We start from the raw sequence: 20,016 nt of genomic DNA, 5'->3' as shown, positions 1-20,016 counted from the left end.
ATGAGCACCGATGCCGTCGCCTTAATCGGCTTCGTTTCCCTGTTTGTCCTGATGCTGCTGCGCGTGCCCGTCGGCATGGCGATGGGCCTCGTCGGCGTGTCCGGCTTCGCCTATCTCGTCAACGGGACGGCGGCGCTGAAGCTGGTCGGCCAGACCTCGATGCGCACGGTCACCGACTACACCTTCGGCGTCATCCCGATGTTCCTGCTGATGGGCTCCTTCGTCAGCAATTCCGGCATGAGCCGCGAGCTGTTCCGCGCCGCCAACGGTTTCGTCGGGCATCTGCGCGGCGGGCTCGGCATTGCCACCGTCGGCGCCTGCGGCGGCTTTGCCGCGATCTGCGGCTCCTCCGTCGCGACCGCCGCGACCTTCTCCGCCGTCGCCTACCCCGAGATGCGCCGCTTCGGCTATCCGCAGTCGTTCGCCACTGGCGTGATCGCCGCCGGCGGCACGCTCGGCGCGATGCTGCCGCCGTCCACCGTGCTCGCGGTCTACGGCATCATCACCGAGCAGGACATCGGAAAGCTCTTCATCGCCGGCATCATTCCGGGCCTCCTGGCGATGACCATGTACATGATCACGATCTTCCTGATCGGTCATTTCCGCCCGGACTTCCTGCCCAAGGGCAAGGTGCTGCCGTGGCGCGAGCGCTTTGCGGGCCTGAAGGACATCTGGGCGCCGGTCTTGCTGTTCGTCTTCGTGATCGGCGGCCTCTACGGCCTGCCCTTCCTGCCGCGCTTCACGCCGACGGAAGCCGGCGGCGTCGGCGCCGCGGGCGCCTTCATCATCGGCGTTGTCACCGGACGGCTCGATCGCGAGAAGATCTTGGCCTCGCTGCTGCAGGCGACGCGCACCGCGGCCGCGGTGTTCACCGTGCTGATCGGCGCGCTGATCTTCGGCTACTTCCTCACGGTGACGCAGACGCCGCAGAAGGTCACCGAATTCCTCACCGGTCTCGGCCTCGGCCCCTACGGCGTGCTGGCGCTGATCATGGTGATGTATCTCGTGCTCGGCTGCCTGATGGACGCCATGGCGATGATCATCCTCACCGTGCCGATCATTTTCCCCGTCATCACGCATCTCGGGTTTGATCCGATCTGGTTCGGCGTCATCATCGTGATGACCGTCGAGCTCGGCCTGATCCACCCGCCGGTCGGGATGAACGTCTTTGTCATCAAGAGCGTGGTGAAGGACGTCTCCTTCTCCACCATCTTCAAGGGCGTGATCCCGTTCGTGGCGACGGATCTGGTGCGGCTGGTGATTTTGATCGCGTTCCCGCTGCTGGCGACCTGGCTGCCGACACGGATGATGGCGCACTAGTGAACGCCTACGGCGCGACGCGCTGTTGTCCCCTCTCCCCTTGTGGGAGAGGGTGGCTCGCCGCGATAGCGGCGAGACGGGTGAGGGGTATCTCTCCGCCCGCACACCTGCGTTTGCGGAGACAACCCCTCATCCGGCGCTTCGCGCCACCTTCTCCCACAAGGGGAGAAGGAAGAGCACTGCGCTTGGCGCAATAGATCGGAGAGAAGCGATGACCACACCGGCGCTCGAGACCAAATACGTCTTCACCGTCACCGCAAAAATCGGCGACGTCATCACGGCCGGCGAGACCGGCATCGGCGTTCGCCGCATCATCCCGATTATCGGCGGCGAGGTGACGGGCGCGATCACCGGGAAGGTGCTGCCGTTCGGCGCCGACTTCCAGACCATCCGGCCCAACGAGCTGATCGATCTCGAAGCGAAATACGCCTTCGAGACGGATGACGGCGCTATCGTCTATGTCGAGAACAAGGGCATGCGCTTCGGCCCGGTCGAGCTGCTGCAAAAGCTCAAGCGCGGTGAGCCGGTCGATCCGAAACTGATCTATTTCCGCACGGTCCCGAAGTTCGAGACGGGGCACGAAAAATATCGCTGGCTGATGGAGCACATTTTTGTCGGCTCAGCCGCACGCCATGCGGACCGCGTGGTGATCGACGTGCATCAGGTGGTGTGACCACACGCTCCGCCGTCGTCCCTGCGAACGCAGGGACCCATACCGCGTGATCTATCAATTGCGACCGGCAGGAGTACCGAACGGCGAGTCTTCGCCAAACAACTCCCTGGGGTTATGGGTCCCTGCCTGCGCAGGGACGACACCGGGTTTGGCGTAGGGATCTTACCCACCTGACTTGCTACATCCTCAGGGACCGCACCGTCCCTCCTTGACTCCCCCAGAATTCGTTATACAACATAACTATTCTGACAAGGACGCAAATGACACAGGGAAACGCCGAGACCGCTGACGCGGGCGCCTCCGGGCTTTTGAGGATCGAGCGGGCGGACCGGGTTCTGACCGTGGGCCTGAACCGGCCGGCCAAGCGCAATGCGCTCAATGACGGCATTATCCTCGAAATCGGCGAGTGCTTTGCCTCCCTGCCCGAGGATATCGGCGCGGTCGTCATCCACGGCATCGGCGATCATTTCTCCTCCGGCCTCGACCTCTCCGAGCTTCAGGACCACGACGCGACCGGCGGCCTCCTCCATTCCCAGATGTGGCACCGGGTGTTCGACCGCATCCAGTACAGCCGCGTGCCCGTGATCGCTGCGCTCCGGGGCGCGGTGATCGGCGGCGGGCTGGAGCTGGCCTGCGCCGCCCATATCCGCGTCGCCGAGCCCTCGACCTATTTCGCCCTGCCGGAAGGGCAGCGCGGCATCTTCGTCGGCGGCGGCGGCTCGGTGCGGCTGCCGCGGCTGATCGGCGTTGCCAGGATGATGGACATGATGCTGACCGGCCGCGTCTATAGCGCGACCGAAGGCGCCTCCTACGGCTTTACGCAATATGTGACGGAGGCCGGCAACGGGCTCGGCAAGGCGCTGGAGCTTGCGACCAAGGTCGCCTCCAACGCGCCGCTGACGAACTTCGCCGTACTCCAGGCGCTGCCGATGATCGCGGAGGCCAATCCGCAGGCCGGCCTGTTGATGGAATCGCTGATGGCAACAGTTGCGCAGAGCGACAAAGAGGCAAAACGCAGGATCCGCGAATTCCTCGAACACAAGACCGCAAAGGTGAAGCCGAAGTCATGAGCGGACAGCCGTCCTCTTCCAGCATGGAGCGCGGCGCGAGCACTTCCCCGCTGCGGCCCATTTCGTTCGGCGATCCCGTCGTCAACATCGAGCGGCGCGACGACGGCACGATTTACCTGCGGCCCAAACAGCCGCTCGGCGACTATCCGGTCCGCCTCACCGACCGCCTGCATCACTGGGCGACGACGACGCCGGACCGCGTCTTCATGGCCGAGCGCGAAGGCGGTCGCGGCTGGCGCAAGATCACTTACGCCGAGCTGCTCGCCGCAAGCCGGCACATTGCGTCCGGCCTGATTGCGCGCGGCCTGTCGGCGGAGCGGCCGGTCGTCATCCTCTCAGGCAATTCGATCGACCACGCGCTGCTGGCGTTCGGCGCGTTCTATGCCGGAATTCCGTTCTGCCCGGTGTCGCCGGCCTATTCGCTGGTGTCGAAGGATTACGGCAAGCTCTCTTACCTGATGAAGCTGCTGACGCCCGGCCTCGTCTTCGCCGAGGACGCCGGCAAGTTCGCGGACGCGCTCACCGCCAATGTCTCGCTCGGCACCGAGATCGCCGCGTCCTGGGGCAGCGTGCCGGGCCGCGACGTCACCCTGCTCGCCGACCTCATGGCGACGCCGCTCCACGGCGATCTCGACGCGATACACGACAAAATCGGCCCCGACACGATCGCGAAGTTTTTGCTGACGTCGGGCTCGACCGGCAACCCCAAGGCCGTCATCAACACCCAGCGCATGATCTGCGCCAACCAGGTGATGCTGCGCGAGACTCTCGCCTTCCTCAAGGACGAGCCCCCGGTCATCATCGACTGGCTGCCCTGGAATCACACCTTTGGCGGCAACCACAATATCGGGCTGACGCTCTACAATGGCGGCTCGATGTATCTCGACGCCGGCAAGCCGGTGCCGGGCGGCATCGAGGAGACCGTGCGCAATCTCCAGGAGATTTCGCCGACGGTCTATTTCAACGTCCCCAAGGGCTATGAATCGCTGCTGCCGTATTTGCGCGACGACCAGGGCCTGCGCGCAAAGTTCTTCGACCGGCTGCACGCGATGTTCTTCTCGGGCGCCGCGCTGTCGCCATTCGTCTGGAACAGCCTCGACGAGCTCGCGGTGAAGGAGAAGGGCTACCGCGTGCCGATGCTGACGGGCCTTGGCGCCACCGAGACCGCGCCGTTCTTCATGTCGGTCAATCCGCGCACCAGCCGCTCCGGCCATGTCGGGTTGCCCGTATCGGGCAATGACGCCAAGCTGGTGCCGAACAACGGCAAGATGGAAGTGCGCGCCAAGGGGCCGAACGTAATGCCCGGCTATTGGCGCCAGCCCGACATCACCGCAAAATCCTTCGACGAGGAAGGATTTTACAAGATGGGCGACGCGCTCAAGCCCGTCGACCCCGATGATCTCAACGCCGGCTTCGATTTCGACGGCCGTGTCAGCGAAGACTTCAAGCTCGGCAGCGGAACCTGGGTCAGCGTCGGCCCGCTGCGCGCGCGCTTCGTCGCGGCCTGCGCGCCGCTGGTGCGCGACGTCGTCATCGCCGGCATCAACCGCGACGAAATCTCCGCGCTGGTGCTGCTCGATCTCGACGGCTGCCGGCTGATCAACCCGACGCTGCCGGCCGACGATCTCACCGTCACGGCCCGGGACCGGCTGGTGCGTGAAGCCTTCCGCGAGCGCCTGACACGCTTTCTGGCTTCGGCCACCGGTTCCTCGACGCGGATCACGCGCGCGATCCTGCTGGACACGCCGCTGTCGATCGACAAGGGCGAGGTCACCGACAAGGGCTCGATCAACCAGCGCGCGGTGCTCGAGCATCGCGACGCGCTGATCGAGGAGCTCTACGCTGCCAATCCATCGGACCGTGTGATATCGGTCGGCTAAGAAACCATCGCTACAGGAGAACGCCATGTTGTTGAAGGATCAGGCAGTCATCGTTACCGGCGGTGCATCGGGACTGGGCGCTGCGACCGCGCGAAAGCTGGCGGCGCAGGGCGCCAAGGTCGCGGTGTTCGACCTCAATGCCAAGCTTGCGGAGACCGTCGCCGCCGAGCTCAAGGGCGTCGCCGTGACCTGCGACGTCTCCGATGCCGCCTCGGCCGAGGCTGCGATCACGCAGGCGACCAAGGCGCATGGACCCGCGCGCGTGCTGGTCAATTGCGCCGGCATCGGCGTCGCCAAGCGCGTGGTCGGCCGCGACGGGCCGATGGCCCTTGCCGATTTCGACAAGGTGATCAAGGTCAACCTCATCGGCACCTTCAACATGCTGCGCCTCGCCGCGACCGAGATGTCCAAGCTCGAGCCGCAGGCGACCGGCGAGCGCGGCGTCATCATCAATACGGCGTCCGTTGCCGCCTATGACGGCCAGATCGGCCAGTCGGCCTATTCCGCCTCCAAGGGCGGCATCGTCGGCATGACGCTGCCGATCGCGCGCGAGCTCGCGCAGTTCGGCGTCCGCGTGCTGACCATCGCGCCCGGCCTGTTCCTGACGCCGCTGCTCGCCAACCTGCCGCAGGAAGCCCAGGACTCGCTCGCCGCCGCGATCCCGTTCCCGCGCCGGCTCGGCCACGCCGACGAGTTCGCCGCGCTCGCGCTGCACATGGTCGAGAACTCGTACCTGAACGGCGAAGTGGTGCGCCTCGACGGCTCGCTGCGCATGGCGCCGAAGTAAGGCGCAACGAAAGCAGGGTCATCGCATGTTCGTGAACCGGCGCGACGTCCAGATCCAGTGGGGCGACTGCGACCCCGCCAACATCGTCTATTACCCGCGCTATTTCGCGATGTTCGACGATTCGACCTCGACCCTGTTCGAGGTCGCCGGCTTCTCCAAGCAGGACCTGGTCCGCAAATACGGCCTAGTGGGTATCCCCATGGTCGATACGCGGGCCAAGTTCTACATCCCCTCGACCTATGGCGACTGGATCACCATCGAAACGAGGATCGAGAGCATCAAGCGCTCGAGCTTCGAGGTGAAGCACAGCGTCTACAAGGGCGAGGCGCTCGCGCTCGAGGGTTTTGAGACCCGCGTCCTGGTCGGCCGCGATCCCGTTAACCCCGACAAGCTGAAATCGGCACCGTTTCCAGCGGAAATGGTAGCCAAATTCACGGGGAGCTGGGTCTGGAGCTAAATCGCCGCATCACCAAAAGAGGGGGCTGAATTACCCCCCGATTTCTGCTTTCAAAGAAACACGTCAAGGGAGGAATAGATGAAACGCTTTTACCTGACCGCCGCCATCGCCGCGGCGACGCTTGCCCTGCCGGCTCTGCCTGCGCTGGCCCAGACCAGCGAAATCACCATCGGCATCACCACCACCACGACCGGCCCCGGCGCAGCGCTCGGCATTCCCGAGCGCAACGCGCTGGAATTCGTGCCGAAGGAGATCGGCGGCGTGCCGCTGAAGGTGATCGTGCTCGACGACGGCGGCGATCCCACCACGGCGACCACCAACGCCCGCCGCTTCGTGACCGAATCCAAGGCCGACATCATCATGGGCTCGGCGCTGACGCCGCCGACCATCGCGGTCTCCAACGTCGCCAACGAGGCCGGCATTCCGCATTTCGGCCTGGCGCCGTTCCCGATCACGCCTGAGCGCATGAAGTGGTCGGTGGCGATGCCGCAGCCGATCCCGATCGTGGGCAAGGTGCTGTACGACCACATGAAGTCGAAGGGCGTGAAGACCGTCGGCTATATCGGCTATTCCGACTCCTATGGCGACCTCTGGTTCAACGACCTGAAGGCCCAGGCCGTGCCGATGGGCATCACCATCGCCGATGAGGAGCGCTTCGCCCGCCCTGATACGTCAGTGACCGGACAGGTGCTAAAGCTCGTCGCCGCCAACCCCGATGCGATCCTGGTCGGCGCTTCCGGTACCGCGGCCGCGCTGCCGCAGACCGAGCTGCGCGAGCGCGGCTATCAGGGCCTGATCTACCAGACCCATGGCGCCGCCAGCATGGACTTCATCCGCATCGCCGGCAAAGCAGCGGAAGGCGTGCTGATGGCCTCCGGTCCCGTCATGGACCCCGAGGACCAGCCCGACGAAGCCGCCACCAAGAAGCCGGGCCTCGCGCTCAACACCGCCTATGAGGCCAAGTACGGCCCGAACAGCCGCAGCCAGTTCGCCGGTCATTCCTATGATGCGTTCGAGATCCTCAAGCGCATCATTCCGACGGCGCTGAAAACCGCAAAGCCCGGCACGCCGGAATTCCGCGAAGCGATCCGCCAGGCGCTGCTGTCCGAGAAGGAGCTGGCGGCGAGCCAGGGCGTCTACAACTTCACCGAAAAGGACCGCTACGGCCTCGACGAGCGCTCGCGCATCCTGCTCACGGTGAAGAACGGCAAGTACACGCTCGTGAGGTAAGGCGCGGCAAGAGTTTTGAGACGACGAGAGCCGGCCCGTTGGGCCGGCTCTTTTGTTTTGGGTTTGAGATTGGCGAGTGCGAAGTCGAATCGAGTCGGCCTACAGCAGCGCTCTCTCCGTTCCCTCCCCCCTTGCGGGGGAGGGGCAGGGAGAGGGGTGCCACACGGGAATTCTTTCCGTCGTGCACCCGCCCTCGATGCATCATCAACAACGGGTACCTTTTCCTGGACCACCCCTCTCCCTAGCCCTCCCCCGCAAGGGGGGAGGGAACGCACCTCCGTCGGGGCGCTAGGCGAGTCTCATCTCATCAGGCCTCAGGCCGCCTGCCGCAGCGGGGTCCAGGCGAACTCCGGATAATAATCGTCCATCATGCGGTCGACATAGGCGGTGAGGTTCGCAAATCCCTCGGCGCGCTGACGCAGGCCGGATTCGAAGAAGGGCGTCAGGATTCCGGCGAGCGCGCCGAAGGCGGTGGCATCGACACCGCAGGGCTTGTTGCCCATCAGGTAGGCCTTGTCGCCGAGCTGGACCGAGAGCGCGAACAGCGAACGTACCGCGAGATCGACATCGTCATCGGGCGCGTGGCGGCCGAGGCCGGAGAGCAGATAGTTCTCGGCGACACGGAATTGCGCATCCTCGCGCAACTTTTCGCGATTGTGCTCCGGCGCGCCGTCGAAGAAATGCGCGGGCCCCTTGGCGAAGTTGACCGGATCGACCCAGCGCGCCCCGACCAGCGCCCAGTAGACGTGATGCTCGATCATGCGCTCGAACGCCCAGGCCTGCGCCCGCTCGGCCAGCGACAGCCCGGCATCGAAATCGAAACCATAGCGGCGCTCGATATGGGCGCGGATGAAGGTGGAATCGGCCACCGCCTCGCCGCCATCGTCGATGAACGGCAGCTGCCCCTTGGGCGAGGCCGGCGGCATCGCCCGCTCCTTCCGGTAGGGCAGTCCCGCCATCTTGAGCTGGACCTCGGTCTTGGTGACGAAGGGGCTGATTTCCGGCAGGCCGAAGCCGGCGCCAAAGCCATAAAGCGTGATCATGCGAACTCTCTCCTGGACCTGCGAAATTTGGGCTTGCGAAATTTGGACTTGCGAAACTTTGAGGGAACCTAGTGACCGGCTGCTGCCACCATGGTGGCAGCAGCCGTGATATCTTCTGCGAAACGGGCCCCCCGCCAGGCGCGGGCCATGACACTACGAACGACATGGCGGGCCAGCGCGTCCGCAGCCTGGGTCAGCAAGCGTGCCATCACGCTTGCAAGAGCAAATCGGAGGTCGACGGCCATGAGATCGAACGAAACGAGGCGGCCGAGTGCCCTGGCGGACCAGACCTGTGCCCGCGACATCGGAATCGCCGGGCCAAAATGGGTTGGAATGATCATGGACAAATCCTCTTCAGTCGATGTGTTGTCCCGGTATAGACACCCCCTGCTGCCAACATCCTGTCAGCAGCAGCGCGCCATTTTCTGATCCGTCCCCGATAAGAGAATTGCCATGAGACGCGCCGACCGGCTGTTTCAGATCATCCAGGTGCTGAGGCGCACGCGTAAGCCGCTGACCGCGGACGCGATCGCGGCCGAGCTCGAGACCTCGAAGCGCACCATCTATCGCGACATCGCAACCTTGATCGGCCAGCGCGTGCCGATCCGCGGCGAAGCCGGCATGGGCTACATCCTGGAGAAGGGTTTCGACCTGCCGCCCTTGATGCTGACACCCGACGAGATCGAGGCGGCGGTGCTGGGCGCGCAATGGGTCGCGGGCCATGCCGATTCCGCGCTGGCACGCGCGGCCGAAGATTTGATGGCCAAGATCGCCGACACCGTGCCTGAGCGCTTGCGTCCCTTCGTGCTGGAGCCGGCAAGCCGCGCGCGGCCGAGCTGGAACAGGGAGCCGGATCGCCTCGACATGGCGCGCACGCGCACCCAGATCCACGAAGGCAGGAAGATCATGCTGCGCTACCGCGACGAGCAGGGCCGCCCCAGCGAGCGCATGATCTGGCCGATCTCGGTCGGCTATCTCGAAGCCGTGCGCCTGCTTGCGGCCTGGTGCGAGCTGCGCGGCGACTTCCGCAGCTTCCGCACCGACCGCGTCGTGGATGCGAACTATCTCGACGATAAATATCCGGAGCGGCGCGACGTGCTGCGCGCAAGATGGCGGCAGAGCCTGGTCTGGGGCCCGCCAAAGGACACGTGAGCGCGATGGAAGAGAATTCCCCCGTCGATCTGTCGAGCTGGTGCCAGAGCTGCGGCGCCTGCTGTGGCTATTCGGAGAACTGGCCGCGCTTCTCGATCGAGAGCGACGAGGAGCTTGCCGCAATCCCCGAGACGCTCGTCAACGCGCGCCAATCCGGCATGCGCTGCGAGGGCGATCGCTGTTCGGCGTTGCGGGGGGAGATCGGAAAGCAGACGGCCTGCGGCATTTACGAGGTCCGGCCGGAGGTGTGCCGCACCTGCATGCCGGGAGACGCCGAATGCGCGATGGCGCGGCGGAAATTCGGACTGCCGGTAATCGAGGTCGCTTAGGCTGGAACGGCTACAGCTGGAACGGCCTCGCTGACCTCGTCGTCGAACCCGTCCTCAAGCGGTGCAAGCACCGAGAGCGGCTTGGTCGACAGCGTGATCGGCTTGCGGCCCCCCGACAGCGACGGCGACGATTTGACCGTGCTTTCGCGCGACAGCGCGTAGAGCGTCGAGCCGACGCGGCCGCCATTGTCGATCAGGTCACGCTCGTTGCAGCTGGCCGCGATCGCGACCGCCAGCGAGTGCAGATGGCTGCGGCGATAGCAGAACAGCGCCAGCCTGGCGCGCGCGTCAGGGGAAACACTCTCAACCAGCCTCGGCAGGCCACTCTCGCTGGCGCGATACATCTCGCCAAGGAGCTCGTCGCGGACCGGGCAGAAATCGCTTTCATAGGCGTCGCGGCTTGAAAACATTGCGGTTCTCCTCGTTGCCGAAGATGCAGCGCAATTCTCTAATGAAAGGTTAACCACGCCGCCCGGTAGTCACCCGGGGTCCTTGCGCCCTCGTCGCGAATCGGAGGCGACCGAATGGGGGTCAGGCCACCACATCTGAGCCGAAAAGTCGGGACGCCAATGCCTCCACGGCGTCATGGCTGGGCATAGCCGTCCGAAGGACGGCGTCGCTTCCGCTCGCCTTTGTCCCGGCCATCCACGGCTGGCCACGCGGCACGAAGAACGTGGATGCCCGGGCCTTCGCCGCGCCGAAGCGGCTTCGGCCGCGCAGGCGGGACAAGCCCGGGCATGACGACCTCTTGTGAATGCCGATCGACGACTATCCGCAGGCCCGCCGGCCTCAGTTCGCCGCCATGAAGATGGAAAGGCCGAAGCCGGTCAAATGATGCAGGGCCTGGTCGACGCCGATCAGGGTCCAGAACCAGGGATGCGCCAGGTCGACACCGAAATTGGCGGAGACGAACCCCTTGGCGCGGTCGATGGTGATGTGGATCGCGAAGTCGATGAACGCGACGAACCAGAATCGCGGCGCCACCAACAGGATCAGCGGCAGCGCAACCGCGAGGTGAATCAGGCAATGCACCAGAAGCGGCAAAGCCCAGCCGTGCTTCTGGTCCTTGCCGTGCGCCATCCAGGCGGTCTGGAGCACGAAATCGGCGATGATGTGCTTGAAGGTGAGCAGCAACATCCAGCCAATGAGCGCTTCGACCGGAACCGCCGATGACATGGGTGGAAACGACAAGCTGACGCCCTCATTGACGTGACAAGAAAGACCGGAGCGTTCAGCGCAACTTCTTTTTGGACCGGTCAAATCGCCGGGACGTGTGATTTATGACATCTCCCGCGACGGAATGCAGCCGGGGGGAACTGGAAAATCGCCAACTGTGGCTAACTGGTGATAGGATGACCAATCGCCGCGGCCAGATCGAGTAAGGTTACCTCCGGCTCGAATTTTGCATTCCGGTACCGGCGCGCTATCATTGTCGGCAGAGAATATCGTTCTTTTTTCAGACGTTTAGGAATTGCAGGGCGCCCGCCGCGATCGCATCCGCGAGCCGCCCGCCACTCAGGAATAGGGCCGGAGTGCTGCCATGAGTACTGAAGGCCCAACCTCGTCACCGACCGAACCGCCGCCGCGGCGCCCCAAGGTGATCAAAACCAATCAGCAGCAGGTCTTTCTCTACGTCGTGCTGACGCTGCTGCTGTCGCTCGCCACCGTCTGGGGCGGCCGCGCCATGCTGCACAATTCGGAGACGCTGACCTTTGCCGTCGGCACCCCCAACAGCGACGAAGCGCTGTTCGCCGCCAAGCTCGCCACTTTGCTGAAGAACAACGCCTCGCGCTTCCGGATCAAGATCGTCAACAACGCAGACAATGCCAAGGCGCTCGCACAGTTCGACCGCAAGCAGGCCGACCTCGCCGTCCTTCGCACCGACACCAAGGTGCCGCTGCGGGCGCGCACGCTCGCGATCCTCGAGCACGATCTGGTGCTGCTGCTCGGTCCCGGCAACAAGAAGATCAAGTCGCTCGCCGAGTTGAAGAAGAAGAAAGTTGCCGTCCTCGCCGAGAACGAATCCTCGCTCGCCTTCGTCCGTAGCATCCTCGACATCCCCGACGGTCCGGATGCCGCCAGGATCCAGATGGCGCCGCAGGGTGCAACGCTCGACAAGCTGTTTGCGCCGGCGAGCGGCTTCGGCGCGGTGATCGCCATCGTCCATGCCTCCAGGGCGGTGCGGGACAAGGCCTATGAGCAGGTCGCCAAGCGCGGCGGCTTCACGCTGAACGCGATCGACGAGGCCAAGGCGCTCGCGCGCAAGATTCCCGGCATTTCCAGTGAAACGCTGACTGCGGGCACGCTGTCCGCATCGCCGGAAATTCCCGACGACGACCTCGACACGATCGGGCTCGAATGGCTGCTGGTCGCGCAATCAAGGATGTCGGCGAGCACGGCGGGCGAGCTCGCGCGCGTCGTCTATGAGAACAAATCCGCGCTCGGGCTCGACAACGGCTTCGCCAGCAGAATCGAGCCGGCCTCCGTCGAGAAGGATGCCTACGTGATGGCGCATCAGGGGGCGGCCGACTACATCAACGACGACACCAAGTCGTTCATGGATAAGTACAGCGACCTGATGTATCTGGGCGCCGCCGCGCTCAGCGTGATCGGCTCGATCTTCGCCGCGATCTACGCCAAGATCACCCGCATCGCGCCGGAGAAGGCTGGCGAGCTTTCCACCGCCGTCCTCGACATCGGCGAACGCATCGAGCACGCGCATTCGCTGGACCAGCTCGAATGTCTCCAGGACGAGCTGGAGGGCATTCTGCGCGGCGCGGTCATAGGTCTCAGGGACGGCACGATCAGTACCGACGGGCTCGACACGTTCAAGCTCGGCTACGAGTTCGTCCGCGACGAGATCGGCATGCGCCGCGACTATCTCAAACGCCACTGCGGCGAGGCCGACAAGGTCGCCCAGGATACGGCCCCTCCCCAGCAGGACGAGAGCAAGATCGTCGTGGTGAAGACAGCTCAGAGTGCCTGACCTATCGGTTTGACGGGTCTCGCAGCGGCGCCTTGCCGCGAATCCCCGGGCTGAAACCGGGAACCGTCCCCCATCCACAACCGTTTGCTCCCGGATACAACCGGAGCACGCGCGATGCGTACACTCCTCGTCATAATCCTTCTGGGCATGCTGGTAGCGGCTGGATATTTCGCCTATTCCGCAATGGCGATCGAGGGCGAGCCGATCCCGACGGAAGGCTATGTGGCGTTGGCGCTGGGAGCGGGTTTCGCCATCGTCGTCGGCATCGGCCTGATGATGTTGCTTTTTTCAGCAGCCGCCGCGGCTACGACGAGCCGCCGCATTTCAGGTAGCGCCCCGGATCCACCACGGCATCGGGCTTGCCGCGTGCCTGTCCGACGATGCTGCGGGCAGCCCCCTGCCCGTCGTTGACGGCTCCTGCCCGGGCGGGCACTTTGGCGGCGGCGTCCCAGCCGGGACCGCAAGAGACACGACCGAGCCCGCCTTCCCGCATGTCCAAGCCGCTGATCCCCGCATTGGCCCAGTTCGTGGCCGCCACGGCCGGCCGCAACATGACCAAGGCGGCCTATGTGGCGGTCGGGCTCGGCGTGGTCAGCATGGTGCTGCTGACGGTCAACCCGGCCTATGAGACGGCGCACCGCTGGGTCGACGCCCTGCTGTGGGCCTGCCTCGTCTATTTCGTGTTCGAATGGGTGGTCCGGCTGCGCCACATGGCACAGACGGGGCGCCTGTCGCTCTACATGACCTCCTCGGCCGGAGTGGTCGATGCTCTGGGCGCGCTGGCGGTGCCGGCCGCGCTCCTGATCGGCATCGAGCCGAAGACGGCGTGGCTGCTCAGCGTGCTCTGGGTGTTGAAGGTGGTGCCGGGCATTCCGGGCCTGCGGCAGCTGCGCCGGGTGCTGGTGCTGGAATCGGGCCCGCTGGTCAGCGTGCTCGTGATCTTCCTGATGGTGGTGTTCCTCGCTTCCGTCGCCGAATATTTCCTGGAGCGGGACGTGCAGCCGCAGACTTTCGGCAGCGTCCCCGCCGCGCTGTGGTGGGCTGTCGTCACGCTGACGACGACGGGCTATGGCGACGTCGTGCCGGTGACGCCGCTCGGGCGCATCGTGGCGGCCATGGTGATGATCTCCGGCCTCGGCGTGTTCGGGCTGTGGACTGGTATTCTGGCGACCGGCTTTGCCGCCGAGACCCGGCGCGACAATTTCCTCAAGACCTGGGAATCCGTCAGCAAGGTGCCGTTTTTCGCAGCGCTCGGCCCTGCTGCCATCGCCGACGTCACCCACATGCTGCGCACCATGGAGCTGCCCGCGCGGACCATGATCATCCGCAAGGGCACGCAGGGCGACTGCATGTATTTCATCGCCGCCGGCGAGGTCGAGGTCGACCTGCCCGGCAAGAAGGTCCAGCTCGGCGAGGGCGCGTTCTTCGGCGAGATGGCGCTGCTCGGCAACAACAAGCGCGGCGCCAATGTCTCGACCACGAAGGTGTCGCGGCTGCTGGTGCTCGACCTCGTCGATTTCCGCGTGCTGATGGCGCGGCACCCCGATCTCGCCGAGACCATCGATGCGGAAGCCAAGCGCCGCACACTCGAAAACAAATAAATGGAGACAAGAATGTCGGACACAGCCGACGCAGCCTCAGGCCCCGTGCTCGAACGTGACGGCGCACGCGCCACCATCCGCCTCAACCGGCCCAAACATCTCAACCGGCTCCAGGCCGAGGATCTCGGCGAGCTGGTCAGACTTTTCGACCGGATCGAGGCCGATCCTGATATCCGCGTGCTGGTGCTGACCGGCACGGGGCGGGCCTTCTCCGCGGGCTATGACCTCAACTCGGTTGCCGAGCGCGCGGTCAGCGCCAACGAGCAGCAGAGCGCGGGCTCGGCGTTCGAGGTCGTCGTCAACCGGTTGGAGGATCTCGGCGTGCCGACGATCTGCCGGCTCAATGGCGGCGTCTATGGCGGCTCGACCGACCTCGCGCTCGCCTGCGATTTCCGCATCGGCGTCGACACCGCCGAGATGTTCATGCCGGCGGCGCGGCTCGGGCTGCACTACTACAGAAGCGGCATCAAGCGTTACGTGACGCGGCTCGGCGTCGACAATGCGAAGAAGCTGTTCCTCACCGCGCAGAAAATCAGCGCGCCGGAGATGCTGCGGATCGGATACCTCACGGCCATGGTGCCGGAGGAAACGCTCGATGAAGAGGTTGACAAGCTCGCGAGCGTTCTCGCCGGCAACGCCCCGCAGGCGATGCGCGGCATGAAGCGCGCCATCAATGAATTCGCCCGCGGAGAGCTGGATGAAGCCGCCGCCGACCAGCGCCACCGCGACAGCATGCGCGGCGACGAGATCAAGGAAGGCATCAAGGCGTTCGCGAAAAAACGGCCGCCAAAATTCTGATCACGCCCGCTGCGACCGCATCGCGCGCACCTGCGTGAGCTTGGGATCGCGGACGAGCACTTGGTAGCGTTTGCTGTCGACGGCGTAAATCGCGATCCGGCCCTCACTGTCGGCATGAACGCCCCAGCCGAAGCGCTTGCCCAGGCTCGACGCCCTCATGCACGCCTGGCCCCGGGAGAAAAACGCTTCACGGGCCGCATGCTTCTCCGTCTTCGTCGCCGTCACATCGAGCTCACGTCCCGGCGCAGACGTCGCGAAGATCACGTCGTCGGAGGTGTGCTTGTAGGGTGCCTTGGCGATCATCTCGTATTGCAGGCACGCCACCGTCGGCTTTCCCGCGCGCAGCGGCGGCTCCTCGCCAGTATGCGCGGGACAGTCTTCAGCCACCCGGATGAAGGTGTTGAAGCAGTTGGTCGTGTGCATCGACTTTGCCATCTGCAACCCTGGAACATTCAACCACCCGCAGCCGCGGCATGCTGCGCCGCCATCTCGTCGTCGGCGGCATTGATCCGCTGGAACGCAGGCCGGTTCGTCATCCGTTCGGCATAACGAACGAATACATCTTTTTTCGGCACGATGCCGAACATCATCGTCCAGCTGAACGCGACACCCCACAAGATATCGGCGGCCGTCATGCGCTCGCCGAGCAGATACGGACCCTTCGACAGTTGCGCCTCGAGCGCGCCCAGCATGGTGTCGTAATCGGCATAGGGTGACTGCATGATCGGTGCCGGCTCGCGCTGCATGAACTTGTCGATCAGGGCCGGCTCGAACGATGCGCCGTAATAGGCGATCCAGCGCAGGTAAGGACCGCGCAGCGGATCGTTCAGCGCGGGCGTCAGTCCCGCCTGCGGAAACAGATCGGCGAGATAGATGGTGATCGCGACCTGCTCGGTCACCAGCGCCTCGCCGTGGCGGACCGCCGGCACCTTGCCGAGCGGATTGATGGCGAGATAGGCGCCGTGGCGCTGCTCGCCGGCCTTCATGTTGAGGACGTGGAGATCGTAGGGCGCGCCCAGCTCCTCCAGCAGCACCCGCGTGCCGGTGGCGCGGCTTTGCGGCGAATAATACAGGGTGATGCGGTTTTGATCGGTCATAACAGGTCTCCATCTGGCCGGCTGGCGATGGCGCTTGTAGCGGACCATACCTGACATCCTGTGTCAGGTATGGTTTAAGGGATCATGCGCGCGAGCAGAATGCTGTCGATCCTCACCACCCTCCAGGCCAGGGGGCAGGTCACTGCGCCCGAGCTTGCGGAAGCCTGCGAGGTCTCGGTGCGCACGATCTATCGCGACATCGACGCGCTCGCGGCGTCCGGCGTCCCCGTTTATGCCGACCGCGGCGCGGAGGGCGGCTATCGCCTGCTCGACGGTTATCGCGTGCGTTTGAACGGCCTGTCGCAGAACGAGGCGGAGGCCCTGTTCCTTGCGGGACTGCCGGGACCGGCCGCGGCGCTCGGGCTGGACGCGGCGATGATCGCCGCGCAGAACAAGCTGATGGCGGCACTCCCGGCCAACCTTCGCGAAGATGCCGGGCGGATGCAGGAGCGTTTTCACCTGGACGCCCCCGGCTGGTTCGGCGAGACGGAAGAACCCAAACATCTGCGCACCATTGCCGGCGCGGCTCTGCGCGGGACGCTGATCAGGATCCGCTACCAGAGCTGGCGCGCGGAGAAGCAGCGCCGCGTCGCACCGCTCGGGCTCGTGCTGAAGGGCGGCAGCTGGTATCTCGCCGGTCACGTCGACGGCAGCACGCGCACCTATCGCATCGCGCGCGTGCTGGACTGCACCGCGCTCGACGATCGCTTCGATCGTCCCGCCGCGTTCGATCTCGCCGCCTATTGGCAGGCTGCGACGCTTCGCCTCGAAGCCGAGATGCATCCCAATGTCGCGATCGTGCGGCTGTCGCCGTTCGGCGTCAAACTGCTCGACGCGCTGAGCCAGCCTTACGTCAAGGCGCGCACGCAACTTGAAGAGACCACGGATGCGGACGGCTGGCGCATCGCGCGCGTGCCGACCGGCAAGACGTCATGGCACGCGGCATCCGAATTGCTGCGGCTTGGGTCCGAGGCCGAAGTGCTGGAGCCCGCCGATCTCCGCGAGAAGATGGCGGAGATGACGCAGGCGATGGCTGCGCGCTATCGCGCAGCGGCGCGAAAAGCCTGACAGCGGCGCATTTCACCGAAGCCCACGAAACATTCCTGAAACACGATTCCTGCCTCGCGCCCTGAACGCGTTCGCGTCTCGGCCCGACGGAGAAGCAGGGACACAACAACGGCCTTAGCGCCACACTGGAGAATGAAAATGTTTCGTAAGCTTGCTCTTGGTCTGATCGCTGCTGGTTCGCTCGGTGCTGCCGCTCTCGCGCCCACCGCGGCTTCGGCCCACGGCTTCCATCATCACTGGGGTCCCGGCTGGGGCTTTGGCGGCGTCTACGTCAACACCGGCGTCAGCAATTGCTACCAGGAGCGCGTCGTCCGGACCCGCCATGGCCTGCGCGTCCGCGTCGTGAATGTCTGCGCCTACGGGATCTACTGATATCTGACGTCCTCGACAAAGCTCCGGTCGCATCGCGGCCGGAGTTTTGCATTGGGTTAACCAATCTGCCGATGCCGGCGAAACCAGGCCCAGGTCTCGCGCGTCGTCCTGATGTAGCCGCGGCCGCGATGGACGATCTCGTCGTCGACGATCTCGTTCAGCTTCGGCAGCGCGTGAAACGGGATCGAGGGATAGGCGTGGTGCTCGACGTGGTAGGGCATATTCCACGCGAACCATTTGACGATCGCGCTGGTGTAGGTGGTGCGCGTGTTCTGGAAGGCGCTGCGGGTGCGGTCGCAGCCGGTGTGCTCGGCATAGAGATAGGGCCGCAGGAAGGACTGCCCGATGATCAGCGGGACAATCCAGACCCAGAGCAGCAACGCCGAGGAAAACCACAGCGAGAGCGCGAGCAACAGCGCATAGAGCCCGGCATAGGCGCGCGCCTCGCGCACGATGGTGGCGCGCTTGTTTTCGGGAATCCAGGGCACGGTGACCTTGCCGGTGACGGCGTGGCCGAGCATCAACTGGAGGCGGCCGGCGACCTGAAGCAGGCCGCTATAGGCGAGCGCGAGCTGCGTGTCGGATGTCGGCTTCACGCCGACGATCAGCTCCGGGTCCTTGTCCGGATCCTGGGTGTAGCGATGATGGTCCCAGTGAAACAGGCAGTAATATTCGTAAGGTTGTCCGATGATGAAGGCCGAGGGATAGCCGACCGCAAGGTTGAGGCCACGGCTCCTGAACGCGGTCTTGTGCGCGGTCTCGTGCAGCGCCATGAACAGGAAGGCGACGAAATAGCCCTGCACCGCCATCAGCGGCAGCGCCCATAACACGCCCCAGGCTGAAGAGACCTTCCAGACCAGCGCGCCGACCAGCACTACCAGACCGTAATGGCTGAGACTTTTCGCGGCCCCCCTGAGGTTCGAGCGCACCGACAATTCGCGCAGCATCGCCGGTGTCAGCGGCTTCAGACGATGGCCGGGCTCTGAAACGGTCGCGTCAGTCATGATCGAGGACTCGCCCTATTTGCTGAGAAGCTCTGCGACCTCGGCCTTGAGGAAGGCCTGGTCGCGCGGATTGTTGACGGGGTTGCCGGCGCGATGGCCGTGCAGCGACGGGATCGGATGCAGCACCGCCGATTTTGCGTTGACCAGCCTGCCCAGCTCGTCCTCGTTGTCGCGGACGTCGAAATAGCGGTCGGTCGCACCCGGCATCAGCAGCATGTGCGCCTTGATCGCGGCCAGCGCCCGATCGAGGTCGCCGCCGAATGAAGCGCAACGACTGATGTCACCGCGCTGCCAGATCCCGGCCTGCGCGAGGAGATCGTTGGCATCACGCCGGGCAAAGGTCGCGTCCCAATTCCGGACCAGATAATCCTCCAGCGAGGTGAAGCCCGCCTCGCGCCAGAGCTCGTCGCGATAGAAGCCGTGCGACATCGCCCAGCCGGCATAGACGCGCCCCATGGCGCGATAGCCGGCAACGGGCTTCTCGACGAAGCGGCCGTCGCGGAAGGCGGGATCACCGGTCAGCGCAGCCTTCACGCTTTCGAGGAAGACGTAATTATAGGGCGCGCAGCGCGCACTGCCGCAGACCACCGCGGCCCGCGCGACCATGTCGGGATGCAGCGCCGCCCAATGATAGGTCTGCATGCCGCCCATCGACCAGCCATAGACCAGCGCCAGCTTTGTGATGCCGAAGCGCTCGGTCAGCAGCCGGTGCTGGACCGCGATGGCGTCGTGATAGGTGATTTGCGGGAATGGCGCCTCGCCGGAATTCGACGGCGAGGACGACAGGCCGTTGCCGAACAGGTTCGGGATGATGATGAAGTAGCGCGTAGGGTCGAGCACGCCATCGGGCCCGATCAGCCATTCCGTGTCGTAGTGTTGGGCGCTGAACGAGGTCGGGTAGAGGATAACGTTGTCCCTGGCCGGGCTGAGGGTGCCGTAGGTCTTGTAGGCGAGCTTCATCGCGGGGAAGACGGCGCCGGATTGAAGCATGACGTCGCCGGCCTCAAAGATCTCGTAGTCGCGCTGCCCGGTCATGCGTCCAACTCCCGCTCACGCGGCCGCAACATGCGCCCGCCGAGACAACGATGCATTGTTCGTGCCGGACCGGCAAACGCATCGTTGCGTCGCGCTTAATATCTGTACTTATAG

22 protein-coding genes and 1 pseudogene are annotated in these 20,016 nt (G+C 64.8%); 15 read left to right on the top strand and 8 right to left on the bottom strand.

The annotated features are described in order from the left end of the window. The 7 genes from AB7531_RS05645 to AB7531_RS05615 all read left to right on the top strand — a co-directional run bounded on the left by AB7531_RS05645 (position 1) and on the right by AB7531_RS05615 (position 7,417). Positions 1–1,320, top strand: a complete 1,320-nt coding sequence (locus tag AB7531_RS05645) for a TRAP transporter large permease (protein ID WP_028151951.1) — start codon at positions 1–3, stop codon at positions 1,318–1,320. A 211-nt stretch (positions 1,321–1,531) separates the two neighbouring features. Continuing rightward, entirely contained in the window at positions 1,532–1,993 is a 462-nt protein-coding gene (locus AB7531_RS05640; RefSeq protein WP_063980928.1) for a DUF3237 domain-containing protein, read from the top strand. 260 nt (positions 1,994–2,253) lie between these two features. Then, complete coding sequence (locus AB7531_RS05635; RefSeq protein WP_063980927.1) at positions 2,254–3,063, top strand: crotonase/enoyl-CoA hydratase family protein; 810 nt, start codon at positions 2,254–2,256, stop codon at positions 3,061–3,063. Further along, positions 3,060–4,943 carry a feruloyl-CoA synthase gene (locus AB7531_RS05630; RefSeq protein WP_283017991.1) on the top strand — a complete coding sequence of 628 codons (1,884 nt, stop codon included), beginning with the start codon at positions 3,060–3,062 and terminating at the stop codon, positions 4,941–4,943. The genes AB7531_RS05635 and AB7531_RS05630 overlap by 4 nt, the downstream gene beginning before the upstream one ends. A 25-nt stretch (positions 4,944–4,968) precedes the next feature. After that, positions 4,969–5,730, top strand: a complete 762-nt coding sequence (locus AB7531_RS05625; protein WP_038933541.1) for a 3-hydroxyacyl-CoA dehydrogenase — start codon at positions 4,969–4,971, stop codon at positions 5,728–5,730. Between the two features lie 25 nt (positions 5,731–5,755). Then, the gene (locus tag AB7531_RS05620; protein WP_063980925.1) at positions 5,756–6,187 is read left to right on the top strand and encodes an acyl-CoA thioesterase; all 432 of its coding nucleotides are present in this window, start codon (positions 5,756–5,758) and stop codon (positions 6,185–6,187) included. A 78-nt stretch (positions 6,188–6,265) separates the two neighbouring features. Continuing rightward, positions 6,266–7,417 carry an ABC transporter substrate-binding protein gene (locus tag AB7531_RS05615; protein ID WP_028151958.1) on the top strand — a complete coding sequence of 384 codons (1,152 nt, stop codon included), beginning with the start codon at positions 6,266–6,268 and terminating at the stop codon, positions 7,415–7,417. A gap of 314 nt (positions 7,418–7,731) precedes the next feature. On the opposite strand, the gene AB7531_RS05610 is transcribed toward AB7531_RS05615, so the two are convergent. After that, positions 7,732–8,460, bottom strand: a complete 729-nt coding sequence (locus AB7531_RS05610) for a glutathione S-transferase family protein (RefSeq protein WP_028157342.1) — start codon at positions 8,458–8,460, stop codon at positions 7,732–7,734. Positions 8,461–8,528: 68 nt separating this feature from the next. Next, positions 8,529–8,801 carry a hypothetical protein gene (locus tag AB7531_RS05605; RefSeq protein ID WP_063980923.1) on the bottom strand — a complete coding sequence of 91 codons (273 nt, stop codon included), beginning with the start codon at positions 8,799–8,801 and terminating at the stop codon, positions 8,529–8,531. 112 nt (positions 8,802–8,913) lie between these two features. Here AB7531_RS05605 and AB7531_RS05600 point away from each other — a divergent pair, with 112 nt between their 5' ends. Next, positions 8,914–9,612 (top strand): helix-turn-helix transcriptional regulator, encoded by a 699-nt coding sequence (locus AB7531_RS05600; protein WP_063980922.1) that lies wholly within the window; start codon positions 8,914–8,916, stop codon positions 9,610–9,612. Positions 9,613–9,617: 5 nt separating this feature from the next. Then, a complete protein-coding gene (locus tag AB7531_RS05595; protein WP_063986074.1) occupies positions 9,618–9,941 on the top strand; it encodes a YkgJ family cysteine cluster protein in 324 nt (107 codons plus the stop codon). On the opposite strand, the gene AB7531_RS05590 is transcribed toward AB7531_RS05595, so the two are convergent. Then, entirely contained in the window at positions 9,938–10,351 is a 414-nt protein-coding gene (locus tag AB7531_RS05590) for a hypothetical protein (RefSeq protein WP_028148857.1), read from the bottom strand. The genes AB7531_RS05595 and AB7531_RS05590 overlap by 4 nt on opposite strands. Positions 10,352–10,730: 379 nt before the next feature. Continuing rightward, complete coding sequence (locus AB7531_RS05585; protein WP_038933545.1) at positions 10,731–11,078, bottom strand: DUF3307 domain-containing protein; 348 nt, start codon at positions 11,076–11,078, stop codon at positions 10,731–10,733. A gap of 403 nt (positions 11,079–11,481) precedes the next feature. On the opposite strand from AB7531_RS05585, the gene AB7531_RS05580 reads away from it, so the two are divergent. The 4 genes and pseudogenes from AB7531_RS05580 to AB7531_RS05565 all read left to right on the top strand — a co-directional run bounded on the left by AB7531_RS05580 (position 11,482) and on the right by AB7531_RS05565 (position 15,326). Further along, positions 11,482–12,927: a TAXI family TRAP transporter solute-binding subunit gene (locus AB7531_RS05580; protein WP_063980921.1), complete on the top strand. Its 1,446-nt coding sequence runs from the start codon at positions 11,482–11,484 to the stop codon at positions 12,925–12,927. A 114-nt stretch (positions 12,928–13,041) separates the two neighbouring features. Continuing rightward, positions 13,042–13,259, top strand: a pseudogene (locus AB7531_RS05575) (hypothetical protein). A 159-nt stretch (positions 13,260–13,418) separates the two neighbouring features. Then, positions 13,419–14,528: a cyclic nucleotide-gated ion channel gene (locus AB7531_RS05570; RefSeq protein WP_063980920.1), complete on the top strand. Its 1,110-nt coding sequence runs from the start codon at positions 13,419–13,421 to the stop codon at positions 14,526–14,528. Between the two features lie 12 nt (positions 14,529–14,540). Next, complete coding sequence (locus AB7531_RS05565) at positions 14,541–15,326, top strand: enoyl-CoA hydratase/isomerase family protein (protein WP_063980919.1); 786 nt, start codon at positions 14,541–14,543, stop codon at positions 15,324–15,326. Here AB7531_RS05565 and AB7531_RS05560 read toward each other — a convergent pair whose 3' ends face one another. Together AB7531_RS05560 and AB7531_RS05555 are read right to left on the bottom strand one after the other, a co-directional pair. Beyond that, positions 15,327–15,761 carry a DUF6157 family protein gene (locus AB7531_RS05560; RefSeq protein WP_063980918.1) on the bottom strand — a complete coding sequence of 145 codons (435 nt, stop codon included), beginning with the start codon at positions 15,759–15,761 and terminating at the stop codon, positions 15,327–15,329. Positions 15,762–15,778: 17 nt separating this feature from the next. Then, positions 15,779–16,423 carry a glutathione S-transferase family protein gene (locus AB7531_RS05555; RefSeq protein WP_063980917.1) on the bottom strand — a complete coding sequence of 215 codons (645 nt, stop codon included), beginning with the start codon at positions 16,421–16,423 and terminating at the stop codon, positions 15,779–15,781. Positions 16,424–16,507: 84 nt separating this feature from the next. On the opposite strand from AB7531_RS05555, the gene AB7531_RS05550 reads away from it, so the two are divergent. Both AB7531_RS05550 and AB7531_RS05545 read left to right on the top strand, forming a co-directional pair. Beyond that, complete coding sequence (locus tag AB7531_RS05550) at positions 16,508–17,491, top strand: helix-turn-helix transcriptional regulator (protein WP_063980916.1); 984 nt, start codon at positions 16,508–16,510, stop codon at positions 17,489–17,491. A 138-nt stretch (positions 17,492–17,629) separates the two neighbouring features. Beyond that, entirely contained in the window at positions 17,630–17,863 is a 234-nt protein-coding gene (locus AB7531_RS05545) for a hypothetical protein (protein WP_014498305.1), read from the top strand. A 56-nt stretch (positions 17,864–17,919) separates the two neighbouring features. Here the strand turns inward: AB7531_RS05545 and AB7531_RS05540 are convergent, their stop codons facing one another. Next, entirely contained in the window at positions 17,920–18,867 is a 948-nt protein-coding gene (locus AB7531_RS05540; protein ID WP_063980915.1) for a fatty acid desaturase, read from the bottom strand. Between the two features lie 15 nt (positions 18,868–18,882). Further along, positions 18,883–19,902: an alpha/beta fold hydrolase gene (locus AB7531_RS05535; protein ID WP_063980914.1), complete on the bottom strand. Its 1,020-nt coding sequence runs from the start codon at positions 19,900–19,902 to the stop codon at positions 18,883–18,885. Positions 19,903–20,016 lie beyond the last annotated feature (114 nt).

Origin of the sequence: Bradyrhizobium sp. 63_E2_N1_3 (assembly GCF_052076005.1) — a bacterium.
Taxonomy (GTDB): Bacteria; Pseudomonadota; Alphaproteobacteria; order Rhizobiales; family Xanthobacteraceae; genus Bradyrhizobium; species Bradyrhizobium barranii.
The sequence above is the reverse complement of the archived record's forward strand: the minus strand, read 5'-3'. Positions and strand labels throughout refer to the sequence as shown.

Coding starts and splice junctions, on each gene's coding strand:
- AB7531_RS05645 (WP_028151951.1), top strand. CDS start 1: ATGAGCACCGATGCCGTCGCCTTAATCGGCTTCGTTTCCCTGTTTGTC.
- AB7531_RS05640 (WP_063980928.1), top strand. CDS start 1,532: ATGACCACACCGGCGCTCGAGACCAAATACGTCTTCACCGTCACCGCA.
- AB7531_RS05635 (WP_063980927.1), top strand. CDS start 2,254: ATGACACAGGGAAACGCCGAGACCGCTGACGCGGGCGCCTCCGGGCTT.
- AB7531_RS05630 (WP_283017991.1), top strand. CDS start 3,060: ATGAGCGGACAGCCGTCCTCTTCCAGCATGGAGCGCGGCGCGAGCACT.
- AB7531_RS05625 (WP_038933541.1), top strand. CDS start 4,969: ATGTTGTTGAAGGATCAGGCAGTCATCGTTACCGGCGGTGCATCGGGA.
- AB7531_RS05620 (WP_063980925.1), top strand. CDS start 5,756: ATGTTCGTGAACCGGCGCGACGTCCAGATCCAGTGGGGCGACTGCGAC.
- AB7531_RS05615 (WP_028151958.1), top strand. CDS start 6,266: ATGAAACGCTTTTACCTGACCGCCGCCATCGCCGCGGCGACGCTTGCC.
- AB7531_RS05610 (WP_028157342.1), bottom strand. CDS start 8,460: ATGATCACGCTTTATGGCTTTGGCGCCGGCTTCGGCCTGCCGGAAATC.
- AB7531_RS05605 (WP_063980923.1), bottom strand. CDS start 8,801: ATGATCATTCCAACCCATTTTGGCCCGGCGATTCCGATGTCGCGGGCA.
- AB7531_RS05600 (WP_063980922.1), top strand. CDS start 8,914: ATGAGACGCGCCGACCGGCTGTTTCAGATCATCCAGGTGCTGAGGCGC.
- AB7531_RS05595 (WP_063986074.1), top strand. CDS start 9,618: ATGGAAGAGAATTCCCCCGTCGATCTGTCGAGCTGGTGCCAGAGCTGC.
- AB7531_RS05590 (WP_028148857.1), bottom strand. CDS start 10,351: ATGTTTTCAAGCCGCGACGCCTATGAAAGCGATTTCTGCCCGGTCCGC.
- AB7531_RS05585 (WP_038933545.1), bottom strand. CDS start 11,078: ATGTTGCTGCTCACCTTCAAGCACATCATCGCCGATTTCGTGCTCCAG.
- AB7531_RS05580 (WP_063980921.1), top strand. CDS start 11,482: ATGAGTACTGAAGGCCCAACCTCGTCACCGACCGAACCGCCGCCGCGG.
- AB7531_RS05570 (WP_063980920.1), top strand. CDS start 13,419: ATGTCCAAGCCGCTGATCCCCGCATTGGCCCAGTTCGTGGCCGCCACG.
- AB7531_RS05565 (WP_063980919.1), top strand. CDS start 14,541: ATGTCGGACACAGCCGACGCAGCCTCAGGCCCCGTGCTCGAACGTGAC.
- AB7531_RS05560 (WP_063980918.1), bottom strand. CDS start 15,761: ATGGCAAAGTCGATGCACACGACCAACTGCTTCAACACCTTCATCCGG.
- AB7531_RS05555 (WP_063980917.1), bottom strand. CDS start 16,423: ATGACCGATCAAAACCGCATCACCCTGTATTATTCGCCGCAAAGCCGC.
- AB7531_RS05550 (WP_063980916.1), top strand. CDS start 16,508: ATGCGCGCGAGCAGAATGCTGTCGATCCTCACCACCCTCCAGGCCAGG.
- AB7531_RS05545 (WP_014498305.1), top strand. CDS start 17,630: ATGTTTCGTAAGCTTGCTCTTGGTCTGATCGCTGCTGGTTCGCTCGGT.
- AB7531_RS05540 (WP_063980915.1), bottom strand. CDS start 18,867: ATGACTGACGCGACCGTTTCAGAGCCCGGCCATCGTCTGAAGCCGCTG.
- AB7531_RS05535 (WP_063980914.1), bottom strand. CDS start 19,902: ATGACCGGGCAGCGCGACTACGAGATCTTTGAGGCCGGCGACGTCATG.